General features: G+C 62.9%; 20 protein-coding genes. 6 read left to right on the top strand and 14 right to left on the bottom strand.

Annotated features, from left to right (window positions below):
- Positions 1 to 70 precede the first annotated feature (70 nt).
- Both INF37_RS01710 and INF37_RS01705 read left to right on the top strand, forming a co-directional pair.
- The gene (locus tag INF37_RS01710; RefSeq protein WP_390451843.1) at positions 71 to 496 is read left to right on the top strand and encodes a MarR family winged helix-turn-helix transcriptional regulator; all 426 of its coding nucleotides are present in this window, start codon (positions 71 to 73) and stop codon (positions 494 to 496) included.
- 5 nt (positions 497 to 501) lie between these two features.
- Complete coding sequence (locus tag INF37_RS01705; RefSeq protein WP_193535992.1) at positions 502 to 1,164, top strand: YczE/YyaS/YitT family protein; 663 nt, start codon at positions 502 to 504, stop codon at positions 1,162 to 1,164.
- An 83-nt stretch (positions 1,165 to 1,247) separates the two neighbouring features.
- Here INF37_RS01705 and INF37_RS01700 read toward each other — a convergent pair whose 3' ends face one another.
- The 10 genes from INF37_RS01700 to INF37_RS01655 form a co-directional block, all read right to left on the bottom strand.
- Entirely contained in the window at positions 1,248 to 2,588 is a 1,341-nt protein-coding gene (locus INF37_RS01700) for a DUF1576 domain-containing protein (RefSeq protein WP_193535990.1), read from the bottom strand.
- Entirely contained in the window at positions 2,589 to 3,512 is a 924-nt protein-coding gene (ribF, locus tag INF37_RS01695) for a riboflavin biosynthesis protein RibF (protein ID WP_193535988.1), read from the bottom strand. It lies immediately after the preceding gene.
- A gap of 5 nt (positions 3,513 to 3,517) precedes the next feature.
- The gene (gene truB / locus INF37_RS01690) at positions 3,518 to 4,393 is read right to left on the bottom strand and encodes a tRNA pseudouridine(55) synthase TruB (protein ID WP_193535986.1); all 876 of its coding nucleotides are present in this window, start codon (positions 4,391 to 4,393) and stop codon (positions 3,518 to 3,520) included.
- On the bottom strand, positions 4,386 to 5,336 hold the full coding sequence (locus INF37_RS01685; RefSeq protein ID WP_193535984.1) for a DHH family phosphoesterase: 951 nt from the start codon (positions 5,334 to 5,336) through the stop codon (positions 4,386 to 4,388). The genes truB and INF37_RS01685 overlap by 8 nt, the downstream gene beginning before the upstream one ends.
- Positions 5,337 to 5,341: 5 nt before the next feature.
- Positions 5,342 to 5,737 (bottom strand): 30S ribosome-binding factor RbfA, encoded by a 396-nt coding sequence (gene rbfA / locus INF37_RS01680; protein ID WP_101692266.1) that lies wholly within the window; start codon positions 5,735 to 5,737, stop codon positions 5,342 to 5,344.
- Between the two features lie 112 nt (positions 5,738 to 5,849).
- On the bottom strand, positions 5,850 to 8,234 hold the full coding sequence (infB, locus tag INF37_RS01675; protein ID WP_346727987.1) for a translation initiation factor IF-2: 2,385 nt from the start codon (positions 8,232 to 8,234) through the stop codon (positions 5,850 to 5,852).
- A 115-nt stretch (positions 8,235 to 8,349) separates the two neighbouring features.
- A complete protein-coding gene (locus tag INF37_RS01670) occupies positions 8,350 to 8,871 on the bottom strand; it encodes a L7Ae/L30e/S12e/Gadd45 family ribosomal protein (RefSeq protein ID WP_101692268.1) in 522 nt (173 codons plus the stop codon).
- Positions 8,864 to 9,139, bottom strand: a complete 276-nt coding sequence (gene rnpM / locus INF37_RS01665) for an RNase P modulator RnpM (protein ID WP_101692269.1) — start codon at positions 9,137 to 9,139, stop codon at positions 8,864 to 8,866. Before rnpM ends, INF37_RS01670 begins: the two co-directional genes overlap by 8 nt.
- A 57-nt stretch (positions 9,140 to 9,196) precedes the next feature.
- Complete coding sequence (gene nusA / locus INF37_RS01660) at positions 9,197 to 10,384, bottom strand: transcription termination factor NusA (protein ID WP_186963068.1); 1,188 nt, start codon at positions 10,382 to 10,384, stop codon at positions 9,197 to 9,199.
- Between the two features lie 14 nt (positions 10,385 to 10,398).
- Positions 10,399 to 10,854 carry a ribosome maturation factor RimP gene (locus INF37_RS01655; protein ID WP_193535982.1) on the bottom strand — a complete coding sequence of 152 codons (456 nt, stop codon included), beginning with the start codon at positions 10,852 to 10,854 and terminating at the stop codon, positions 10,399 to 10,401.
- 370 nt (positions 10,855 to 11,224) lie between these two features.
- On the opposite strand from INF37_RS01655, the gene INF37_RS01650 reads away from it, so the two are divergent.
- The 3 genes from INF37_RS01650 to INF37_RS01640 are packed head-to-tail and all read left to right on the top strand — an operon-like array spanning position 11,225 to position 15,466.
- Positions 11,225 to 12,157: an AAA family ATPase gene (locus INF37_RS01650; RefSeq protein WP_193535980.1), complete on the top strand. Its 933-nt coding sequence runs from the start codon at positions 11,225 to 11,227 to the stop codon at positions 12,155 to 12,157.
- A gap of 10 nt (positions 12,158 to 12,167) precedes the next feature.
- A complete protein-coding gene (locus tag INF37_RS01645) occupies positions 12,168 to 13,175 on the top strand; it encodes a DUF58 domain-containing protein (protein ID WP_193535978.1) in 1,008 nt (335 codons plus the stop codon).
- Positions 13,172 to 15,466 carry a transglutaminase-like domain-containing protein gene (locus tag INF37_RS01640; RefSeq protein WP_193535976.1) on the top strand — a complete coding sequence of 765 codons (2,295 nt, stop codon included), beginning with the start codon at positions 13,172 to 13,174 and terminating at the stop codon, positions 15,464 to 15,466. Before INF37_RS01645 ends, INF37_RS01640 begins: the two co-directional genes overlap by 4 nt.
- A 112-nt stretch (positions 15,467 to 15,578) precedes the next feature.
- Here the strand turns inward: INF37_RS01640 and INF37_RS01635 are convergent, their stop codons facing one another.
- Positions 15,579 to 16,388: a sensor histidine kinase gene (locus INF37_RS01635; RefSeq protein WP_193535974.1), complete on the bottom strand. Its 810-nt coding sequence runs from the start codon at positions 16,386 to 16,388 to the stop codon at positions 15,579 to 15,581.
- A 286-nt stretch (positions 16,389 to 16,674) separates the two neighbouring features.
- On the opposite strand from INF37_RS01635, the gene gap reads away from it, so the two are divergent.
- Positions 16,675 to 17,688, top strand: a complete 1,014-nt coding sequence (gap, locus tag INF37_RS01630) for a type I glyceraldehyde-3-phosphate dehydrogenase (RefSeq protein ID WP_101692276.1) — start codon at positions 16,675 to 16,677, stop codon at positions 17,686 to 17,688.
- A gap of 86 nt (positions 17,689 to 17,774) precedes the next feature.
- Here the strand turns inward: gap and INF37_RS01625 are convergent, their stop codons facing one another.
- The 3 genes from INF37_RS01625 to prmA all read right to left on the bottom strand — a co-directional run bounded on the left by INF37_RS01625 (position 17,775) and on the right by prmA (position 20,016).
- The gene (locus INF37_RS01625; protein WP_101692277.1) at positions 17,775 to 18,551 is read right to left on the bottom strand and encodes a TIGR00282 family metallophosphoesterase; all 777 of its coding nucleotides are present in this window, start codon (positions 18,549 to 18,551) and stop codon (positions 17,775 to 17,777) included.
- Positions 18,548 to 18,964 (bottom strand): PPC domain-containing DNA-binding protein, encoded by a 417-nt coding sequence (locus tag INF37_RS01620; RefSeq protein ID WP_235964125.1) that lies wholly within the window; start codon positions 18,962 to 18,964, stop codon positions 18,548 to 18,550. Before INF37_RS01620 ends, INF37_RS01625 begins: the two co-directional genes overlap by 4 nt.
- 107 nt (positions 18,965 to 19,071) lie before the next feature.
- On the bottom strand, positions 19,072 to 20,016 hold the full coding sequence (prmA, locus tag INF37_RS01615) for a 50S ribosomal protein L11 methyltransferase (protein WP_193535972.1): 945 nt from the start codon (positions 20,014 to 20,016) through the stop codon (positions 19,072 to 19,074).
- Position 20,017 lies beyond the last annotated feature (1 nt).

The raw sequence follows: 20,017 nt of genomic DNA, 5'->3' as shown, positions 1-20,017 counted from the left end.
TCTGTATTCTATACTCTAATATTAGAATTCTAACTATTATAATTCTAATATTAGAGGAGGAGATTTTTCCTTGCAGCCTTCCTTTCACTATCTTCTCATGGCCAACCAGGCTATCTTTCACAAAAAACTGCTGGCAGGCCTGCGGGACACCGGGCTCACCCTGGGTCAGCCCAAGGTGTTGGACTACCTGGGGGACCATGACGGTGCCAGTCAAAAAGAGATCGCCACTGCCTGCCACATTGAACCCGCCTCTCTGACCTCGATTCTGAATCGCATGGAAGAACGTGGAATGGTGGAGCGGAGAATGCTCCATGGAAACCGGAGGAGCTTCTATATTTTTCTCACCGACCGGGGGCGTGCGCTCCAGGGCAGCGTACAGGAGATGTTTGACTCCCTGGAAGAGGACACCTTTCACGGCATTTCGTCGGAGGACCGCAGTGCGTTTCTCCGCGTTTTTTACGCCATTTATCAAAATCTGAGCGAAGAGAAGGAATGATTCACATGGAAAAACTAAAGCGCTATCTGATTTTTCTTCTGGGGCTGTTTCTCAGCTCCCTGGGCGTGAGCCTGATTACCAGAGCTGATCTGGGCACCTCTCCCATCTCCTCCATTCCCTATGTCCTCAGTCTGTCTCTCCCTTGGACACTGGGCACCTTTACGGTGGTATTCAGCCTCCTGCTCATTCTGCTCCAGCTGCTCATCCTGCGCCGGAACTTCCAGCTGGAACACCTGCTCCAAATCCCCATTTCCATAGCATTCGGCGCCTTTATTGACCTGACCATGGCCCTGCTGGACCTCTCCCTTCCGGCCTGGTATCCCATTCACGCGGCTCTTCTCCTAATCGGGTGCGTGGTGCTCGGCTTCGGCGTCTATCTGGAGGTTCTGGCCAACGTGGCCATGCTGCCCGGCGAGTCCTTTGTCCGGGCGGTAAGCACCACCTGGAACACCAATTTTGGCAATACAAAGGTAGCCTTTGACGTCTCTATGACTGTTATTGCGGCGCTTCTCTCCCTGCTGCTCAGCCGCCGGCTGGACGGCGTGCGGGAGGGCACCATTCTGGCCGCTCTTCTGGTCGGCCTGATCGCCCGCTTCTTTGGACGCCTTCTCTCCTTTTTGCCCGAACGGCTCTTCCCCTGCACCGCTCCGGAGCAGGCTTCTGTCTGAGTCCCCGAAATAAAAAATGACCGGCCGGCCCTGAAATAGGGCCGGCCGGTCTCTGTCTCTACGTCTATGTGAGGTGAACTGGGTCAGGAGCCCTCCCGCTCCTCGCTCAGCTCCCCGTGCTTGGGCGCAGGCAGCTGCGGTTCATCGTGCTCAAAGGTATCGAAGTAGTCCTCCTCCTGAATGACCGCCTTGCGGTGGCGGGCAATGGCAATGATGGTGGGGTAGAGGACAATGGCAATCAGCCCGGCGGAGAACCCATTGTTATAGAGGTTCATACCAGCCACCGGACTGCCCGTGCTCAGTACCACCACCGAGTGGAGGAATCCGGCCAGGACGCCGTACTGCCAGCCGAAATACCCGGCAATGGGGGCCATAGCCGTGCAGAAGAGCACCGCCAGTTGGAGGGAACCGCTCTCCATCCCGCCCTGGAAGAAAAATCCCCCGGCCGTCACACCGGCCATAACCGGAATGATATTGCCCGCATGCTTACCAAAGGCAGAGAAGCCCATGATGGTAAAGAGGCCGCCCAGCGTGGGCCCATTGAGATCGCCGCCCAGCAAGAGCAGAAAGGCCAGTCCAATGAGTCCGTTGATGCCCATATTGATGAGGACAGGGCCCATGCCGAACATGCGCAGGTAGTCGCTGGGCGCCCGCCCGCTGGTCTTGAGGAGCCGGCGGTATCCGGCCCAGGCCGCCCAGGGGGGACGGTGGCACAGGAAGAGTCCCGCCAGAACAAAGCCCACACATGCCGCTCCCAGCAGGCCGCCGAAGAGAACATTATATCCCTCGGCCCAGTGGTAGTTCAGGGTGGGATCGGCGCCCAGTGCCGTCATCACCGGCACAAAGAGCATGGCCAGCAGGCCACAGGCAAACCCCACGTTGTAGAGGTTCATCCCGTTCTGGATCCGGAAAGTATAGGCGCACAGGGGCGGCATAATGAACCCAATCACGATTCCCACCACAATCCCGCTGAAGAGATTGCCAAAACCGTTATCCAGTGCAATATAGCTGACCATGGGGGCCAGAGCGGTGGCCAGCAGTGAGACCGAGATATATTTTGCAAAGGGCTCCTTCCGGCTCCTGGCATAGAGCCAGGTTCCCAGAAGGATGGGCCAGATATTCAGAAAGTTCTTTCCAAAGAGGGAAAAGCCCGCCATCAGGCCCAGTCCCACCAGGGAAGAGCCATTGAGAGGGTCTCCCGACAGCCGGTAGAGCGCCGCAGTGATGAGTACCACAATCGCTGCGTTGGCAAAGGCCGCGCCCGGTCCGGCCAGCTGGATATAGTCTGTGATGAGGGCGTTTTCCGTCGTCACGATCTTTCCAAGTCCGGTCCAGATGGCCAGCGGACCGTCCATGACCAGGCCGATCAGCAGCAGTACCGCCGCCAGGCCCAGCGCTCCGTAGTAGATCTTTCCATAGCGCATTTACGATCCCCCGCTCCCGCGTTCCAGACTTGCAAAATAGGCACGGGTCTCCTCCGCGTTGCGCATGACTTCCTCCCGCAGCGCCTCCAGAGAGGGGAATTTTCGCTCCCCCCGCAGGCGCTTATAAAACTCCATGCGAATGGTCTTTCCGTACAGGTCTCCGCTGAAATCCAGCAGGAATCCCTCCACGTTGACCCGGTCCCCGTCATCTACCGTTGGACGGGTCCCCACATTGGTCACCGCCAGACGGCTGCTCCCGTCGGAAAAGCAGGCCCGGCAGGCATATACCCCGTGGGCGGGAATCAGCACCCCTTTGGGTATGGACAGGTTCACGGTGGGAAAGCCCAGCGTGCTTCCCAGCCGCTTTCCGTGGGCTACCGTATTGCTCAGGGTGTGGGGATGGCCCAAAAATTCATTGGCCCGTTCCATCTCGCCCTGGGCCACCAGGGTACGGATGTAGGTGGAGGAGATCGTAATGCCATCCTGCTCCACTTTGGGGATAATGTCGCAGCCGATCCCCAACTCCTCACAGGTCTCCCGCAGGCGCTGAGGATTTCCCTCCCCTTTATAACCGAAGTGGAAGTCATGCCCCGCCACCAGGTGGATGGCTCCGTGCTCCTTTACCAGGTAGTCGGTAATGAATTCCCGCCAGGGCATATGCATCATCCGCTCATCAAAGCGGGCAATGATAACGTCCCGTATTCCATAGTACCGCTGCATCAGGTCGGCCCGGTCATGGGGGGAGCTGAGCAGGGGCAGGGGACTGCGGAGGATCAGGTTCTCCGGATGGGTGTCAAAGGTGACGGCCGCCGGCACTGCGTCCAGCTCAGCCGCCTTCTCCCCCACCCGGCACAGCAGTGCGCCATGTCCACGGTGGACCCCGTCAAAAAAGCCCAGTGCGATCACACGTCTTGTCTCTTCCATTCCTCTCACACCTCAAAAAAGCTCTTGATCGTGGTCATACAGCCATCCTGCAGCCGGCCCAGCAGCAGAAAGTCTCCCTCCGGCCCATAGACCCGGTAGGTTCCGTCCGCTCCCTGCTGCGGAAAGGCCGCGCCGTTCCGGGCGGCCTTTTCCCGCCAGGTATCCACCGTGAGGGCCGGATAGGTGGAAAAGTAGGAGTCCACCGGGCGCAGAAGGGACTCGGCCTCTCCCCGCTCGGCAGCCTGAGCCAGCTCCTCCAGCGAGACCGCGCTCTCCAGGCCAAACCCGGCGGCCCAGGTGCGGCGCAGGGAACACATGGCCCCGCCGCAGCCCAGTTTCTGTCCCAGGTCATGGCAGAGGGTGCGGACATAGGTGCCCTTGGAGCAGGCCACCCGCAGAAGATAGGTGTCCACCCCGGTCTGCTCCAGCACCTCCAGGGCGTGGATGGTCACCGGACGGGGCTTGCGCTCCACCTCCACTCCCTTCCGGGCCAGCTCATAGAGCTTCTGCCCCTTCACTTTGAGGGCGGAGTACATGGGAGGGATCTGGAGGATCTCGCCCCGGAACGCCTCCAGGGCCTCCTCCAGCTGCTCCCGGCCAGTCTGGACGGGCCGCTGCTCCAGCACAGTCCCGGTGGTATCCTGGGTATCGGTGATAATACCCAGTTTTAATCCAGCGATATATTCCTTTCCGGATTCAGAGGCAAACTCCACCGCCCGGGTGGCACGCCCCACAAAGACAGGGAGCACGCCGGTGGCCATGGGGTCCAGGGTGCCCGCGTGGCCCACCCGCCGCTCGTGGAAGAGGCGGCGGCACCGCCCCACCACATCGTGGCTGGTCCAGTCCTGAGGCTTATCGATAACAATGATCCCGTTAGCCATGGCTTGCCACCTGCCCAATGGCATCCAGGATGGCCTTCTCTGCTTCCTCCAGCGTACCGGAGACGGTGCAGCCCGCGGCGGCAGCATGTCCGCCGCCCCCCAGGAGCGCGCACACCTTGGTGGCGTTCAGCCCGCCGCTGGTGCGCACGGAGAGCTTGCAGGTACCGCCCTCCTGCTCCCGGATGGTGACCGAGGTCTCCACACCCTCGATCTGGCCCAGGAAGGCGGCGATGTCCTCCAGATCCTCCTCGGTGGCCCCCGCCTCGTCCAGCAGGGAGCGGGAGATGAGCGCCACGGCGATGCGCCCCTCCTTGTACCGGTGCATCCGCTCCACGATGAGCCGCTCCACCTGGAGCCGAGCCCAGCTCTTGGTGCGGAAATGGCGCTTGTTGAGGGCAAAGACGTCGATCCCGGTCTCCATCAGGGCGGCCGCCACCCGGTGGGTGTCGGCGGTGGTGTTTCCATACTGGAAGCAGCCGGTGTCGGTGGAAACCGCCACATAGAGGGGGACCGCCATCTCCGGCGTGATCTCGCCCAGTTCCCGCAGGATGTCGTAGATGAGCTCGCCGCAGGCGGCCCGCCCGGCGTCCAGGCAGGTCTCCCGGGCGAAGAACTCCTGAGAGGGGTGGTGGTCGATGGCTAGGTCGATCCCCCGCTCCAGCCACCGCTCCCCTTCCCTGGTGAAGAGGCTGCGGGCGGCAATGTCGGTGGAGACTACGGTCTCCGCCTCATAGTCCTCCGGGGCCAGGTATCCCTCCAGATAGGGGGTGAAGAGGTGCGTCTCCCCGGTACCGGGGCAGATGTGTGCGGTCTTTCCCAGGCGGCGCAGCCCCGCGCACAGGGCGGCGGCACAGCCGATGGTATCCCCGTCCGGCCGCTTGTGGGTGAGGATGAGATAGCGGTCATGCTGCCGCAGCCAGGCAGCCGCTTCCTGATAGGTCATGGCGCTCACTCCTCATCCTCGGCATCCAGGTCAATGTGGGCATTGGCCGGATTGGCCGGCTTGACCACCTCCGGATTGCGCAGCATGCTCAGGATATGGGCGCCCTGTCCGATGGAGTCGTCCTCCACGAACTGGAGCTCCGGGGTATAGCGCAGCTTGAGGGCGGAGCCCAGCTCCCGCCGCAGGTACCCGGCCGCCGACTTGAGGCCCTTGACGACCTCCTTCACGTCGCTCTTGTCCAGCACGCTCACGTAGATCTTGGAAAAGCGCAGGTCGGGGGTGGTCTCCACCGCAGTGATGGACACCAGCCCGTGGACCCGGGGGTCCTTGACCGTGCGGATGAGGGTCGCCAGCTCCCGCTGGATCTCCTCGTTGATGCGTCCGATGCGATTACTTGCCATATGATTCTCCTATCACGTAATACAGACCCGCCCCTCCTCAAATGACTTGGGGATGGAACGGGTCTGTTTGATTTGGTTCCGAATGGGACAGCGCCTTAGCTCTATCTGGATCTTATACCTCGATCTGCTCCATCAGGAAGCACTCGATGATGTCGCCCTGCTTGATGTCCTGGTACTTCTCGATGGTAATACCACACTCGTAGCCCTGGGCCACTTCCTTGGCGTCGTCCTTGAAGCGCTTGAGGGAGGCAATGGCGCCCTCGTGGACCACGATGCCGTCGCGGACCAGACGGATCTGGGCCTTGCGCTCCACCTTGCCCTCGGTGACATAGCAGCCGGCCACGATGCCCGCGCCGGTGATCTTGTAGACCTCGCGGACCTCGGCCTGGCCCAGCGCCACTTCCTTGAACTTGGGCGCCAGCATGCCCTTCATGGCGGCCTCGATCTCGTCGATGGCGTCGTAGATCACGCGGTACATCCGCATATCCACGCCGTTGCGGCCGGCGGTATCCTTGGCGTTGGCGTCGGGGCGGACGTTGAAGCCCACGATGATGGCCCCGGAAGTGGTGGCCAGCATGACGTCGCTCTCGTTGATGGCGCCCACCGCGCAGTGGATGACCCGGACGCGGACCTCGTCGTTGGAGATCTTCTCCAGGCTGGCCTTGACGGCCTCGGCAGAGCCCTGCACGTCGGCCTTGACGATGATGGGCAGCTCCTTCATCTCGCCCTGCTTGATCTGGCTGAACAGATCCTCCAGGGAGACCTTGTGGCCCACCGGGCCGGAGGCGGCCATCTTCTGCTCATGCTTGCGCTGCTCCACCAGCTCGCGGGCCATGCGCTCGTCGGCCACGGCGTGGAAGTCGTCGCCGGCGCCGGGCACTTCGCCCATACCGATGATCTCCACAGGCACGGAGGGGCCGGCCTCGGTCAGCTTCTGGCCGCGGGCGTTGGTCATGGCGCGGACACGGCCCACCGCGGTGCCGGCGATGATGACGTCACCCTGCTTCAGGGTACCGTTCTGGACCAGCAGCGTGGCCACAGGGCCGCGGCCCTTGTCCAGACGGGCCTCGATGACGGCGCCGTGGGCGGAACGGTTGGGGTTGGCCTTGAGCTCCTGCATCTCGGCGGTCAGGTTGACCATCTCCAGCAGGTTGTCGATGCCCTCGCCGGTCTTGGCGGAGATGGGGCAGATGATGGTGTCGCCGCCCCACTCCTCGGGCACCAGCTCATACTCGGTGAGCTGCTGCTTGATGCGGTCGGGGTTGGCCTCGGGCTTATCCATCTTGTTGATGGCCACGATGATGGGAATCTTGGCGGCCTTGGCGTGGTTGATGGACTCCACGGTCTGGGGCATGATACCGTCGTCGGCGGCCACCACCAGGATGGCGATGTCCGTGACCATGGCGCCGCGGGCACGCATGGCGGTAAAGGCCTCGTGGCCGGGGGTATCCAGGAAGGTGATGGTCTGGCCGTTCACCTGGACCTGGTAAGCGCCGATGTGCTGGGTGATGCCGCCGGCCTCGCCGGAGGCCACATTGGCGTTGCGGATATAGTCCAGCAGGGAGGTCTTGCCGTGGTCGACGTGACCCATGACCACCACCACGGGGGCGCGGGGGAGCAGATCCTCTTCCTTGTCCTCAGCGGTATCGATGAGGCGCTCCTCAATGGTGACGATGACCTCCTTCTCCACCTTGCAGCCCATCTCCTCGGCGATGATGGCGGCGGTGTCGAAGTCGATGACGTCGCTCAGGGAGGCCATGACGCCGTTCTTCATCAGGGTCTTGACCACCTCGGCGCCGGTCTTCTTCATGCGGGAAGCCAGCTCGCCCACGCCGATCTCATCGGGGATCTTGACGGTGAGCGGGGTCTTCTTGGCAATCTCCAGCTGGAGCCGGCGCATCTTCTCCTGCTCCTCCTGGCGGCGCTTGTTGCCGCCCTGGAAGCCGCCCTTGCGCTGGTTGCGGCCCTGGAACTTCTGCTTGCCGGCCTGCATCTGCTTGGTCTTACCGGCGGCCAGGTCCTCCAGGCGCTCGTCGTACTTATCCAGGTTCACATCGCCGCCCTTGCGGGTGTCCACGATCTTCTTCTCGGGGACGCGGCTGGCGGGACGGGCGGCGGGCTGCTGGGTCTGGCCGCTCTTCTGGGCAGGCTGCTGCTGGGCAGGACGGGCCTGCTGCTGGCTGCCGGTATTCTGGGGCTTCTGGTTATTCTGGGGCCGGGGAGCGCTCTGCGCGCTCTTCTGACCACCCTGGGGAGCCGCCTGGGCCGGCTTGGCGGCCGCCTTGGGCTCATGGTAGACGTCGGCGTAGATGGACTCCACGCTCTCCACCTGGTTGTGCTGGGTCAGATAGTCGAAAATAACGGACAGCTCACCGTCCTCCAGAACCTGCATATGGTTCTTGGGGGCGGTGGCGTAATCGGTGAGGATATCAGCGATCTCTTTGGAATTCTTGCCAAAATCCTTGGCCACCTCATGGACACGATACTTGTTGTTCAGCAAATAAAGCCACCTCCACTGTGGGACTTGTACCAACGAGAAAACACAGCGCACACCGCTATGCTTTCTGATTGGAACAAGTCCGGTTGTTGTTTGATACGTTCTCATGCCGCGCTTATGTCTCATGGCGGCGCGGGGCCCCCTTGGGGCCGGATCTCTTGCGGGACTTCTTCCCGGCGGCCGATCCTTCTTTCTTTCTGGGCGGCGCGGCCCAGGGCTTGCTGCGGGCCGCCTGGCGTTCCTTTTCCCGGGTACGCCGCTCCTTCTGCCGCTCCAGCGCCCGGCGGGCCCGGGTACGCAGCAGCTCGGCCGCAGCGCCGTATTGCTCCGGGTCCTCTGCGGCCAGCTTCTCCGCCGCGGCACAGGCCAGCCCCACATCCGTGAAGGCCAGCAGCGCACAGCTGGAGCGCCCCACGGTATGCCCCAGCTCCGCCTTGGTGAAGGGGACGGTGAGGCAGGGCGCGGTGCCGCTCTCGGCCATGTGTCCGGCCCGGCGTATGGTATTCTCCGCCGCATCGCAGGCCACCAGCAGGAGCTTGCCCTCCCGGCTCTTGACCGCCTCGCCTACCGGGTCCTCCCCCACGGCCAGGCGGCCCGCCTTCCGGGCCAGACCGATCAGGTGCAGTACGCTATTCATCCTTTGCCCCTTCCTGCATCTGCTCCTCCAGGCCGGCATAGACCTCATCCGGGATCTGGGTGGAAAAGGCCCGCTCCAGCGCTCTGGACTTACGGGCCCGGGCCAGACAGGCGCTGTCCGGACAGAGATAGGCCCCCCGTCCGGGTTTCTTCCCCTTAAAATCCAGGGAGATCTCATTCTCCGGGGATTTGACCACCCGGATCAGCTCCCGCTTGGGTTTCATCTCCCGGCAGCCCAGACACTGGCGCATGGGGATCTTCTTCGGCATAGGGATTGCCCCCTTTCTCTGGGCGTGGGCGGGGAGAGCTCTCCCCGCCCGCCGCGCTTATTCCTCGCTGTCGCTCTCGGCGCTCTCGTTCTCCAGCACTTCCTCGTCGGCCAGGAAGTCCTCCTCATCCTGAGGCAGTTCCTCCTCCACGGGGGCGCTCTGGGGCTTGATGTCGATCTTATAGCCAGTCAGCTTGGCGGCCAGACGGGCGTTCTGACCCTCCTTGCCGATGGCCAGGGAGAGCTGATCGTCGGGTACAACCACCCGGCAGCTCTTCCCCTCCTCCAGCGTGGTGACGCTGATGACGTCGGCGGGGGAGAGGGCCGCGGCGATGTACTCGGCGGGATCCTCGCTGTACTTGATGATGTCCACCTTTTCGCCGCCCAGCTCTTCCACGATGTTGTTTACGCGCTGACCGCGGGGACCCACGCAGGCGCCGATGGCGTCCACGTTGGGGTCGGCAGACCAGACCGCCAGCTTCGTGCGGGAGCCAGCCTCGCGGGCGATGGACTTGACCTCCACCGTGCCGTCATAGATCTCGGGCACTTCCATCTCAAAGAGGCGCTTGACCAGACCGGGATGGGTCCGGGAGAGGAGGACCTGGGGCCCCTTGGTGGAGCGGCGCACTTCCACCACATAGACGCGCAGGCGCATGCCCTCGGTGAGGGGCTCGCCCTTGACCTGCTCGCTGACCGCCAGATAGGCCTCGGTGCTCTCGTTGCCGGAGCCGATGCGCAGGCTGGCCGCGCCGGAGCGGGGATCGATGCGGGTGACGAGACCGGTGAGGATCTCATGCTCCTTGGAGTTGAACTCGTCATAGATCATGCCGCGCTCGGCCTCACGCATGCCCTGGATGATGACCTGACGGGCGGTCTGGGCGGCGATCCGGCCAAAGTTGCGGGGCTTGATCTCGATGCGCAGCACGTCGCCCAGCTGCGCCCGGGGCAGCGCGGCCCGGGCCTCCTCCAGGCTCATCTCGGTGCAGGGGTTATCCACCTCTTCCACCACGTCCTTCTTGACGAACATGCGCACGGTGCCCAGCTCTTCGTTGGCATCCACGGTCACGTTATCGCCCACGCCCTCGTGGTCCCGCTTATAGGCCGAGACCAGAGCCTGGGTGATCTTCTCGATCATATAGGCCTTGGGGATGCCCTTCTCCTCTTCGATCATACGGATCGCGGCGAAAAATTCCGTCGCGTCCAGCTCGTTGCTCTTCTGTGCTTTTGCGTTCTTTCTCGTCGCCATTGTTCTTTACTCCTTTAAAAACGCACATACAGGCGGACCTGTGCGATGTCTTTCTTTTCAAATGTGACGGTGCCGTCGCCCTCCTCCAGGGTGACATTGCCGTCGGCATACCCCCGGAGCAGGCCCACATATTCCTTTTTCCCCTCCCGGGCCCGGTAGAGCTTGACCTCTACCTCGCTGCCCAGATAGGCCGCAAAGTGCTCGCTCTTGCGCAGCACCCGGTCGATGCCGGCCGAGCCCACCTCCAGGGTATAGCTCCCCTCGATGGGGTCGGCCTCGTCCAGCGCGTCGGAGAGGGGCCGGGACACGGCCTCACAGTCGTCAATGGAGACGCCACCCTCCTTATCAATATACACCCGGAGGTACCAGGAACCGGCCTCCTTCACATATTCCACATCCCACAGGGTACACCCCTGCGCCTGGGCGATGGGGGCGGCCAGTTCGGCCACCAGATCCGTTACCTTTGCCATGCGCGCACCTCCAGTTCAATGCCCTCAACAGTAGGTTCCAAAATTTTACATACCGAATTTTTCTCAAAAAGAAGAGCGGGGCGGACCCCACTCTAACCATAACCTACTCTTACTATCATAGCGATTATACCACAGCGGGGGCGGCGGTGCAAGTGCTTTGCCTCATCTTTTGCCGCTTCTTTTGGCGCAGAACCGCCGTTTTTAGGCTCTGGCGGGGTGGAAAACAAACTTTTTTCGCCTTCGGACATCCTCTTGCCTCTTTGTAACCTTTTTTTGTTGACATAATGAGGATGTTTGATAGAATGGGGTAGAATGGGAAGTTTATCCCCTTGGGATTTGATCTGAATTTTTGATTGGAGGAGGCGCACCTATGACCGAACGCAAGCTGGCCGCGGACGTGATCCTGGAGGTCCGCAAGGCCGTGGTTGGAAAGGACGCGGTGCTTTCCAAAGCCCTGCTGGCCATCCTGGCCCGGGGCCATATTCTGCTGGAGGACATCCCCGGCGTGGGCAAGACCACCATGGCCCTGGCGTTTTCCCGGGCTCTTTCCCTCCGGTATCACCGGGTCCAGTTTACCCCGGACGTCATGCCCTCGGACCTGACGGGCTTTACCATGTTCAACAAGGCCACCGGGCAGATGGAGTACCAGCCAGGGGCGGTGCTGTGCAATCTCTTTCTGGCCGACGAGCTCAACCGGGCCACCAGCCGCACCCAGTCGGCCCTGCTGGAGGCCATGGAGGAGGGGCAGGTCACCGTGGACGGCGTGACCCATCCGGTCCCCCAGCCCTTTCTGGTCATCGCCACCCAGAACCCGGCGGGGGCCTCCGGAACCCAGCTGCTCCCCGACTCCCAGCTGGACCGCTTCATGGTCAAGCTCTCCCTGGGCTATCCCTCTGCGGCCGATGAGACCGAGCTCCTGCGGCGCAAGCAGAGCGGAAATCCCCTTTCCCAGGTGGAGCGGGTGGCCACTCTGGAAGAGCTGGAGGCCATGCGCGCCGCTGTGGACCGGGTCTATCTGAGCGATGCGGTGTGCGAGTACATCGTCCGTCTCATCGGCGCGACCCGGGAGCACCCGCTCATCGTTCAGGGAGCCAGCCCCCGGGCTACTCTGGCGGTGGCCGCCATGAGCCGGGCCGCCGCCTTCGTCCGGGGCCGGGACTACGTGACACCCGACGATGTGCGCCTGGTCTTTGCCGATACCATTTCTCACCGGCTTCTCCTCTCCCCCCGGGGCGAGTCCGGCGAGGTCGGCAGCCCAGTGGAGGCCATCCTCAAAGGGGTCCAGCCCCCTGCCATCCAGTGAGGCCGCCCCCATGCTGCACCGACGAATCGCCTATGGGGCCGCCCTGCTTCTGGCACTGCTGTTCCTGCTGTGCTCCACTGGGTATGCCGCTCTCTTCTTCCTGCTGTTCCTCCTCATCCTCCCGCTCCTCTCCCTGGCGCTGAGCCTGCCCGCCGCTCTGGGCGGTACCCTGGTTCTGACCTGCGCGTCCCCTTTGCTCACCCGCGGCGAGTCGGCCGGATGGATCCTCTCCTGTTCCAGCCGCTCCCCCTTCCCGCTCACCCGCTTTCGGGCCCGGGTGGTGCTGGAGGATCCCTTTTCCACCCAGCGCCTCATCCGGCAGGTGGACATCCGGGAAGGCGCCGGAACCTGGGAGCAGGATATCCCCGCCGAACACTGCGGCGCCTGGACCTGCACGGTGTACCGGCCCCGCCTGTGTGACTTTTTGGGGCTCTTCTCCCTGCCCCTCTCCGTGCCCAAACCGGATACCCGGTATGTGCTCCCCGCACCCATGGAGGCCGGTCCCGTCCCCCAGCTCATCGGGGAGGGCGGACACTCCGTCCAATGGAAGGTCCGCCCCGGCGGCGGGAATACCGAGGACTATGATCTGCGGGAGTACCGCCCCGGTGACCCCATGCGCCTGGTCCACTGGAAGCTCTCCTCCAAGCGGGAGGAGTTGGTGGTCAAGGAGATGCTGGAGCCCTGCCGCCCCACGCTGCTGCTCACCTTTGACCACTTCGGCACGCCGGAGGAGCTGGACGCCGTTCTGGATCGCCTGCTGGCCATCTCCCGCCTGCTGCTGGAGCAAAATACCCCGCACGTCATCCAGTGGGCCCATCCGGTGAGCGGCGCGGTGGAGAGCTGCCCGGTCACCGATGCCGCCTCCCTCATGGACGCCTTCCAGCGCATCCTGATCCAGCCCGCCCCCCTCCAGGGGCACTCCATTCTGGACGCGGCGGCCCCGCCGCCCGCCGGGGATGGGCCGCCCCGCCGGCTCCATGTGACCCCGACGCTCTGGCAGGAAGGGGGATGGCTGTGAACCGTTCTTCTTCCCCTCGCCCCTCTGCTCTGCGCCTGCTGGCCGATGGGCTGCTGCTGGGTCTGCTTTTGTGGGCGCCGGTGGGCTGGTTCTGCACCGCCTTTTCCCTGCCGGTGGACCCGCTCCTCCTGTACGGGGGACTTACCCTGCTGACCTTACTCTCTCTCACTATATTCTCCCTCCCCCTGCGCTTTGGGATGCCCCTTTTGTTTCTCTCCTCCCTGCTCTGGGGGCAGCTGGTCTGGCGGATTTGGGAGGACCTCTTCGCCGGACAGGCGGCCATCCAGTGCGCCGTGGTCAATACCTATTCTGAGCACTTCCCCGGTCTCTCCCGCCTGGTCCCGGTGATGGAGCGCACCCCCGAGCAGTGGAGCTGGGCGGTGACCCTCACCGTACTGGCCGCTGCCGCGGTCTATGCCGTCTTGCTGGGCCTTCTGGTGGTGCGCCTGCGCTCCTGTTGGGTCAGCGGACTGGCGGTTCTGGTCCCGGTGATCCCCGCCCTTCCGCTGGGCACCCCGCCCATCTTGTGGCTGGTGCTCCTGCTGACCGGCTGGGGCGGACTGCTCCTCAGCGCACGCAGCGCCCGGGAGGACCCCCGAAGGGCGGCGCGCCTCACACTGGCCGCGCTGCCTCTGGTGGGTATCACCCTGAGTCTTCTGACCCTGCTTGTTCCTGCGGCGGACTATCAGCCCCCGGCCTGGGTGGAGGACGGTCGGGACACTCTTTTTCAGACCGTGGGGGACCTGAGCCTCTCCCTCAACTGGACCGGCCCCTTTGGCCGCTCTCTGTTCTCTTCCGCCGGTTCCACCGCCACGGTGGACCTCTCCGCCGCCGGAACCCAGAGCTACGACGGCCATACTGTCCTGCGCATCCGCACCGACTATACCGGAAAGCTCTACCTGCGGGGATACAGTGCCGCCCTCTATCAGGACAACCGCTGGACCCCCCTGGAGGAGGATGCCTATGCCTCCCTCCTCTCGGATGGGGCTGTGGTGGACTCCACCGGGACCTCCTCGGGACTCAATCCTCTCAATTTCCCCGCCCGGGCGGAGGCCGATCTTCCCTATTATGCCTTTGAAGTGGAGCAGGTATCCGCCCCCGGCGGCTGTGTCTACTTCCCCTATCAGATCCTCTCCCGGCCGGAGGAGCTGCGTGGGGCCTCCTTTCAGGATGATTCCGGCATAATCCGAAGCCCTCTGGTGGGGAAGCACACGGTCTATTTCCGGCCCGGTGCGCTGGAACCGGACGCCGCACCCCCGCTGGAGTGGCAGGATGCCCTGGCCGAACAGGAATACCAGGCGTTTGTGCAGCAGCACTACCTCCAGGTCCCCGACGACATCTTCTATGCCCTCTCCCCCCACGTCTATGCGCTCTCGGACCGGCTCTTCCAGGCCCAGATGTCCTCCTCCCGCTACGCCTTTTACTCTGCTTATGACCCGACCCGCGCCCCTCAGCTGGCGGCCGAACTGGTGGCGGAATACCTGGCCGAGCTGGCCGAATACGACCTGGAGACCCCGCCCGTCCCGGACGGCGAGGATTTTACCCTCTATTTTCTCAACGAGAGCCATCGGGGATATTGTATGCACTTCGCCTCTGCCGGTACCCTTCTGCTGCGCTCCCTGGGAATCCCGGCCCGGTATGTAAGCGGCTATGTGACCAACGTCAAAACCCCCGGCTCCCACTCCGTACCCGACCGCGCCGCCCACGCCTGGGTGGAGATCTATCTCTCCGGCTACGGCTGGTATCCGGTGGAGATGACCCCCGGCTATCAGGGCGACGCCCTCCCCTGGAGTCAGGGCGAGAGCGAGGAGCCGGTCTCCACCCCCAGCGCCACGCCCAAGCCCACACCCACACCCAAGCCAAGCGCCGCGCCGGTGCAGACTCCCCGGCCCACCGCTTCCATCCCGCCCGCACAGACGCAGGACGACGGCGGGACAGGGTCTCTTCCCGGCTGGCTGCTCCCGGTTGGAATCCTTCTCGCGGTGTGTTTCCTCCCCATCCTGATCCGCTATATCACAGGGACCCTCCGGCGGCGCAGACTCCGGCAGGAGGACCCCCACCGGGCCATGGTATCCATCTACCGCTATGCCCGCAGGCTCTCCCGCCACGGCGGAACGCTGCCTCCTCTGGTGGAGGAACTGGCCCAAAAGGCGGCCTTCAGCCGGGACGGGGTGACGTTGGAGGAGTGCAGGCTGGCCCGGAAGGCGGCAAGCGCCGAAGCGGAGCGGCTCTACCGCTCCCGCCCCTGGTGGCACCGGCTTCTGCTGCGCTGGTTCTGGTTCCTCTGCTGACGGGATCTTTTCCACCCTTTCACCCCTTTGTGTGCAAAACCGCCGGGCGATCCCAATGGATCGCCCGGCGGCTCCACTTTCTACTGCTTCCGTACAGCAGATATTTCTTCTTTTATTCCACATCCTCCGGCAGATAGGCCTCAAAGGGCAGGACATCGGACAGCTCCACCAGCACCTGGGAAAAGCCGCCGGTAGGATCGTAGCCCATTCGGGGCGTGTGCAACCCCGTGGCCTCTGTGTCGTTGGCCACCGGCAGAGAGATGACCGCCCGCAGTCCACGGCGCTCCCCCTGCTCAAAGACCAGAGTCCCTTGATGGCACTCCACCACTTCCCGGGCCAGCTCCACCCCCATCCGGGTCTGGACACCGGAATCTTTCTTCCAGCTGCTCTCCGACTCTATGGATTCGGATCCGGGCAGCGGAGTTTCTCCCCCGCTGTTCCACACGGTCAGACGCACGCTTCGCCCCTCGGTACAAAGCCGCAGCCCGGCCTGGCCGCCGCTGCCGGCGGCATGCAGGGCGTTGGCAATCAGATTCAGAAGCATCCGGCGCAGCAGCAGCGGATCCCCCAGTACGGCGGCCTCCCGGCCGTCCCACTCCCATTGAAAGTCCACGCGGAGCGGGGCAGCAGCCCCCGTTACCTTCTGGCACAGCTCCCGGCAGAGGGGCTCCAGCTCCAGCAGGACCGGATGAAACTCCAGCTTGTCGCCCCGCCGCTCCCGCTGGGCTAGGTCTACATGCTCGGCCAGGCGCAGCAGTCGATAAAGGCTCTGATTCAAAATGGCCATATATTGGTCATAGTGCCGATTTTCCTGCTCCCGGATAACCGGGGCCAGGAGTTGAGAGGCTGCCATCAGGTTCCCCACCTGTTCCCGAAGCTGTTCTGCCAGGAAGCACTCCAGCTCATCCGCATCCTTACTCAATTTAAAACCTCCCTCGGCCAACGCCTGAAAGTGCTTTCGAACACGCTACTAGGATTACAGGGCAGCATAAGCCCCATACACACGGCCAGTATAGCAAATACTGGCTTCTACAACAAGCTTAAAAGTCGACTTGTGTCGAATTTCGCCCACTTTTGGTCAAACCGCCACGGCTTTTTATGGACAATGACCAGTTTTTTACGTTTGGCCCTTTTCATTTCCCCCCGCGTGGGATATAATAAGGATGCGCGAAGGTACAACAACTACACTTTGTGAAGGAGAGATTCCCATGAGCATCAAAGTTGGCATTAATGGTTTCGGCCGCATCGGCCGTCTCGTGTTCCGCGCCGGCCTCGAGCGTTCTGACATCGAATTCGTTGGCATCAACGATCCTTTTATGAGCCCTGACTACATGGCTTATATGCTGCGTTACGACACCATGCACGGCAAGTTTGAGGGCACCATCGAGTATGATGAGACCTCCATCACCGTCAACGGCAAGAAGGTCAACTTCTACGCCTGCATGGATCCCAAGGACATTCCCTGGGGTGAGATCGGCGCGGAGTACGTGGTGGAGTCCACCGGCCTGTTCCTGACCAAGGAGAAGGCCCAGGCTCACATCGACGCCGGCGCCAAGCACGTCGTCATGTCCGCCCCCTCCAAGGACGACACCCCCATGTTCGTCATGGGCGTCAACCAGGACAAGTATGACTCCAGCATGACCTTTGTCTCCAATGCCTCCTGCACCACCAACTGCCTGGCTCCCATCGCCAAGGTGCTGCATGACAACTGGGGCATCACCGACGGCCTGATGACCACCGTTCACTCCGTGACCGCCACTCAGAAGACCGTGGACGGCCCCTCCAAGAAGGATTGGCGCGGCGGCCGTGCTGCTTCCGGCAACATCATCCCCTCCTCCACCGGCGCTGCCAAGGCCGTGGGCAAGGTTATCCCCGAGCTCAACGGCAAGCTGACCGGTATGTCCATGCGTGTTCCCACTCTGGACGTGTCCGTGGTCGACCTGACCGTCAACCTGGCTAAGCCCGCCAAGTACGAGGAGATCTGCGCCGCCATGAAGAAGGCTTCCGAGGGCGAGCTGAAGGGTGTTCTGGGTTACACCGAGGACGCCGTCGTTTCCTCCGACTTCCTGGGCGACACCCACACCTCCATCTTCGACGCCACCGCCGGCATCGCCCTGACCGATACCTTCGTGAAGGTCGTGTCCTGGTACGACAACGAGATCGGCTACTCCAACAAGGTTCTGGATCTGATCGCTCATATGTACAGCGTGGACCACAAGTAAGCAATTCCTTACGTGTCCTGAAGTCATATGCAAAAATGCCTCCGCTCAGTATGAGCGGAGGCATTTTTTTGCCCTCTTGCGTAAACTCAGCGGACATCCACCCGGTCTACCGCCGTGCAGCGCCCGGTGGCGGTGTCCACGGAAAAACGGACCGCGTCAATCTTACAGGGCCCTTCCGCCGACTCAAACCGCTGGGGCAGCCCGCCCAAAAAGCGGTTGATGGCCTGATTGGGCCGGATTCCCAGCACGCTGTGGATGGGCCCCGCCATACCCAGGTCGGTGACAAAGCCCGTTCCCTTGGGCAGGATCTGTGTGTCGGCGGTGGGTACGTGGGTGTGGGTCCCCCAGACTGCCTGGACCTGTCCGTCCAGATACCAGGCCATGGCCCCCTTCTCACTGGTGGCCTCCGCATGGAAGTCCACCAGAATGATGTCGGCCTCCCCCCGCTTCACCCACCGTTCCGCCACGGTAAAGGGATTGTCAAAGTTGCAGTCCATCTCACACCGACCGATGAGGTTGAGCACCCCGATCCGCAGGCCTCTGGGGCCCTCATACACGCCCCACCCCCGGCCGGGCACCCGGTTGGTGTAGTTGGCCGGGCGGAGGATGTAGGGGTTCTCCTCCAGATAGTCGGCGATCTGGAGCCGGTTCCAGGTGTGGTTGCCCAGGGTGATCACATCGGCTCCCGCGTCAAAGATGGCCTGGGCCTGCCGGGGCAGGATCCCCACGCCCGAGGCATTTTCTCCGTTGACCACCGTGAAGTGGATCTCATGGTCTTTTTTCATGCCGCGCAGACGGCGGGACAGGTATTCCACCCCCGCTTCCCCCACCACGTCGCCAACAGCCAAGATATTCAGGATCATTTCGGTTCCTCCCCATGTGAGATGACCAGCTCGTCATAACCGGTCTCGGGGTCATAGCCCGCCCCAAAGGCCACGCCGGACAGTTCCAGCAGCACCACCTCTGCGGTGGTATTGACGATGCACCCGTCCTTCAGGTGCCCGCCCACGGTGGAGAGGTCCTCCCGGGACAGGGCAATATGCAGGTGGGTCCGCTCCTCCGAGAGGGTCCCCATCAGGGAGACGATCTCCAGATGCTCCTCCAGGGTGTGCACGGTTACGCCGGAGGCATCCCGGATCACCGCCCGGTTCACACATCCCACGGCGGAGAGCACCACCGCCGCCCGGATATGCTGTTCTCTGACATAGCGCTCCAACGACTGCCGCAGGTCATCCCCCCGGCGCAGCCGAAAGCAGTGGGTCCGCATATGACTCATCCCTTTCCCCCGTTATTTTCCCCATTATACGGGATTTTTGCCCAAGATGCAAAGGCTTTTCCCGGACGCAAAGAGGCGGACGCAGCTGCGTCCGCCTCTGTCTTTTGTTACTGGAACCGGGCCGCCAGGGCAACCCAGCCCTTTTTCTCCCACCGGTCCACGATGGTCAGGCCATTGCGCTCCAGCGCTTCCACTACCTCGTGGGCACGGACGTCGATGATGCCGGAGCACAGGAAGGTCCCGCCCTCCGCCAGAAAACGGTCCACCTTGGCAGAGAGGGGAATGATGACATCGGCCACGATGTTGGCCAGCACCACCTGGTACTTCTGCTCCGCCAGCTCGTTCACCAGTCCCTCATCGGTGAGCACATCTCCCGCCAGCACATGGTAGCGGTCCTTTCCAATGTCGTTCATGGCCGCATTCTCATAGGCCACGTCCACCGCCTTGGGGTCGATGTCCACCGCCACCGCGTGCTCCGCCCCCAGGCGAAGAGCCGCGATGGACAGAATGCCGCTTCCGCAGCCCAGGTCCAGCACCTTGCACCCGTCGGTCACATACCGCTCCACACCCCCCAGGCAGAGCTGGGTGGAGGCGTGGGAGCCGGTGCCGAAGGTGAGGCCGGGGTTCAGATAGAGGGCGGTCTTCCCCGCCGGGACGGGCTCCTCCCGCTCCCACTCGGGGACGATGTAGAGCCGCTCCCCCACCTCCATGGGCTTATAGTACTTCTGCCAGCTGTGGGCCCAGTCATTCTCTCCCAGTGCCGTGGTGGTATAGGGCTTATCGATGCCCTCCATCCACTTCTGGAGCTGCTTGCGCCCATCGGCATCATCCGAGACATAGAACTTGATGCGGCACACGCCCCGCATCTTCTCCTGGAGCTCCTCGTCCACATAGTCCCAGTACTGGCGATTATTCTCCAAAAACTGCTGGAAATCGGCCTCGTCCTCGATGACCAGCCCGGTCACGCCGTTCATGGTCAGCCGGGCGGAGAGATCCTCCAGCTCCTGTGTGGTTGTGTCAATGGCCACTTCCAGCCACTTGATGTCTTCCATA

It is taken from the genome of Pseudoflavonifractor gallinarum, assembly GCF_014982855.1.
In the GTDB taxonomy this organism is placed as follows: domain Bacteria; phylum Bacillota; class Clostridia; order Oscillospirales; family Oscillospiraceae; genus Pseudoflavonifractor_A; species Pseudoflavonifractor_A gallinarum.
Note: the sequence above shows the minus strand (reverse complement) of the source record. Positions and strands in the feature narration are given on the sequence as shown.

Bases quoted from the DNA above. Each gene is read 5' to 3' on its own strand.
- INF37_RS01705 (WP_193535992.1), top strand. From the start codon at position 502: ATGGAAAAACTAAAGCGCTATCTGATTTTTCTTCTGGGGCTGTTTCTC.
- INF37_RS01700 (WP_193535990.1), bottom strand. From the start codon at position 2,588: ATGCGCTATGGAAAGATCTACTACGGAGCGCTGGGCCTGGCGGCGGTA.
- ribF (WP_193535988.1), bottom strand. From the start codon at position 3,512: ATGGAAGAGACAAGACGTGTGATCGCACTGGGCTTTTTTGACGGGGTC.
- truB (WP_193535986.1), bottom strand. From the start codon at position 4,393: ATGGCTAACGGGATCATTGTTATCGATAAGCCTCAGGACTGGACCAGC.
- INF37_RS01685 (WP_193535984.1), bottom strand. From the start codon at position 5,336: ATGACCTATCAGGAAGCGGCTGCCTGGCTGCGGCAGCATGACCGCTAT.
- rbfA (WP_101692266.1), bottom strand. From the start codon at position 5,737: ATGGCAAGTAATCGCATCGGACGCATCAACGAGGAGATCCAGCGGGAG.
- INF37_RS01670 (WP_101692268.1), bottom strand. From the start codon at position 8,871: ATGAATAGCGTACTGCACCTGATCGGTCTGGCCCGGAAGGCGGGCCGC.
- rnpM (WP_101692269.1), bottom strand. From the start codon at position 9,139: ATGCCGAAGAAGATCCCCATGCGCCAGTGTCTGGGCTGCCGGGAGATG.
- nusA (WP_186963068.1), bottom strand. From the start codon at position 10,384: ATGGCGACGAGAAAGAACGCAAAAGCACAGAAGAGCAACGAGCTGGAC.
- INF37_RS01655 (WP_193535982.1), bottom strand. From the start codon at position 10,854: ATGGCAAAGGTAACGGATCTGGTGGCCGAACTGGCCGCCCCCATCGCC.
- INF37_RS01650 (WP_193535980.1), top strand. From the start codon at position 11,225: ATGACCGAACGCAAGCTGGCCGCGGACGTGATCCTGGAGGTCCGCAAG.
- INF37_RS01645 (WP_193535978.1), top strand. From the start codon at position 12,168: ATGCTGCACCGACGAATCGCCTATGGGGCCGCCCTGCTTCTGGCACTG.
- gap (WP_101692276.1), top strand. From the start codon at position 16,675: ATGAGCATCAAAGTTGGCATTAATGGTTTCGGCCGCATCGGCCGTCTC.
- INF37_RS01625 (WP_101692277.1), bottom strand. From the start codon at position 18,551: ATGATCCTGAATATCTTGGCTGTTGGCGACGTGGTGGGGGAAGCGGGG.
- INF37_RS01620 (WP_235964125.1), bottom strand. From the start codon at position 18,964: ATGAGTCATATGCGGACCCACTGCTTTCGGCTGCGCCGGGGGGATGAC.
- prmA (WP_193535972.1), bottom strand. From the start codon at position 20,016: ATGGAAGACATCAAGTGGCTGGAAGTGGCCATTGACACAACCACACAG.